This is a genomic window from Candidatus Cryosericum septentrionale (assembly GCF_003570995.1).
Lineage (GTDB): Bacteria > Caldisericota > Caldisericia > Cryosericales > Cryosericaceae > Cryosericum > Cryosericum septentrionale.
On record NZ_QXIY01000008.1, the window covers coordinates 75,938 to 78,364 of the forward strand.

A 2,427-nucleotide genomic window follows, 5' to 3' on the forward strand; every position below is an offset into this window, starting at 1 on the left:
GTCAACCGCGGCGCCACCTGGACTGCCGCGAACACCGGCATTACCAAATGGGAGGTCATCTCTCTTGCTATCGACCCTCTCACCCCCACGACCCTGTATGCCGGTACCCATGATGGAGTCTACCGCTCCACCGACAGCGGCGCCACCTGGACAGCTGTGAACACTGCCCCCGCCCCCTTGGATGTCAGCTCTCTTGCCATCGACCCCAAGGCTCCCACTATCCTGTATGCTGGGACGTGGTATGATGGCGTCTTCCGCTCCGTCAACCGCGGCGCCACCTGGACTGCGGTGAACACCGGCCTCCCACCCGTGGATGTCTGGTGTCTCGCCATCGACCCCCTCACTCCCACCACCCTGTATGTCGGTACTTGGATTGTCGGTACCCAAGGTGGTGTCTTCCGCTCCACGGACAGCGGCGGCCACTGGACTGCCGTGAATACCGGCATCACCGGTATGACTGTCTACTCTCTTGCTATCGACCCTCTCACCCCTTCCACCCTGTATGCTGGTACCAACGGTTACGTCTGCCGCTCTACCGACAGTGGTGCCACCTGGATGCTGGTGAGCATTGGCCGCTCCTACGTGTCTGTCACCTCACTTGCCATTGACTCCTTCACCCCTTCCACCCTGTATGCCGGTACCGACAGTGGTGGCGTCTTCCGCTCCACCGACAGCGGCGCCACCTGGACGGTCGTGAAGCTCGGCATCACTTCGAGAGATGTCACCTCACTTGCCATCGACCCCAAAACCCCTTCCATCCTGTATGCCGGTACCCAGAGTGGTGGCGTCTTCCGGTATGGCGCTGCATCTTTTTATGTTCTCACGACCACTGCGTCGCCATCTGCCGGTGGGTCGGTCAGGAGGTCTCCCAAAGCTGCTACCTATGCAGCCGGCACGGTTGTCACGCTTACCGCCACTCCTGCCACCGGTTACACCTTCACCGGCTGGTCCCGGGTTCTCTCTGGCACAAAGAACCCGGTGACTGTGATGATGGATGCCAACAAGAAACTCACAGCATCTTTCGCTAAGAAGGTCAAGAGCGTCATTCAACTGAAGATTGGCAGCAGGACGATGTACGTGGATGGGAGCCCTGTTGTTCTGGAGGCAGCCCCCATCATCCTGAATTCGCGCACCCTCCTCCCCATCCGGGCAATCGTTGAAGCCACTGGAGGGACCATCGCCTGGGAAGCGTCGACACGGAAGGTCACCATTGTGCGGAAAGACAAGACATTGGAACTGTGGATCGGCAGGAACGTAGCGACGCTGAATGGTAAGTCGGTCAACATCGACAGCGACCCCAAGGTCGTACCGATCATCATGAGTGGAAGGACGCTTCTTCCTCTCCGGTTTGTCGCGGAAGCACTCGCACTAGATGTTCAGTGGAATGCGACCACCCAGGCGATCACGATAACGTACACACCGTAGCAGGAAGTGATACGAAATCCCCGGTCAGAGGGACTGACCATGTGGGCCACACGACCCTGAATAGCATGAGGAGCATGCCGCCCGGACGTGGGCGCGTGCCACGTCACTACGCGAGCTGCCCGGATCACTCGCCCGAGGAGCAGAACGCTTCTTATTCTTCGCATGCGAGGTTACGGTAGCGATAATGTTACGAGAAACACAGAAGTTCAAAGGAGGCTTTGGTTATGAAACAATCCGTCCGCTTCGTCTTGATACTGGTCTTGTGTCTAGCCCTGAGCCTTTCGAGTGTGCTGGTCGGCGTGCCCGCTACACATGCGGCAGACACGGATACTTGGACACAACTGCCACTGTATGGAGGTAGTGTCTCCATCATTCTTGCTATCGACCCCCTTACCCCCACCACCTTGTATGTCAGTACCGAACGTGGCATCTTCCGTTCCATCGACAGCGGCGACACATGGACGGCGGTGAACACCAGCCTTGCGAATCAGTACGTTCGTTCTCTTGAAATTGACCCGAAGGCACCGACCACTCTATATGCCGGTACCTCTTTTGGTGGCGCCTTCCGCTCCGTCAACAGCGGCACCACTTGGACGGCGGTGAACACTGGACTTGCCAACAAGGTTGTCGGGAGTGTTGTCATCGACCCTGTCACCCTCACCACGCTGTATGCCGGTACCGACAGCGGCGTCTTCCGCTCCGTCAACAGCGGCACCACTTGGACGGCGGTGAACACCCAAGGCCTCGCCGCTTGGCAGGTCATGGGTCTTACCATCGACCCCAAGACCCCCACCACGCTATATGCCGTCACCAATGGCGGCCTCTTCCGTTCCACCAACAGCGGCGAACACTGGACCCTTGGTCTCCCAAGGGTGGGTGCGAGCTCTCTTATCATCAATCCTCTCACTCCCACCACCCTGTATGCCGGCACCGGTGCCGGAGTCTTCCGCTCCACCGACAGCGGTGACACATGGACGGCGGTGAATACCGGGTTCACCAATC

Annotated in this window: 2 protein-coding genes; both read left to right on the top strand. The window is 58.8% G+C overall.

Annotated elements, in window-relative coordinates:
* Window positions 1-1,425, top strand: a 1,425-nt coding sequence (locus tag SMC1_RS02485; RefSeq protein WP_243626453.1) for a stalk domain-containing protein, incomplete at its 5' end; no start/stop codon positions are given.
* 224 nt (window positions 1,426-1,649) lie between these two features.
* The coding region (locus SMC1_RS10465; protein WP_413814599.1) for a WD40/YVTN/BNR-like repeat-containing protein at window positions 1,650-2,427 on the top strand (778 nt) is incomplete at its 3' end.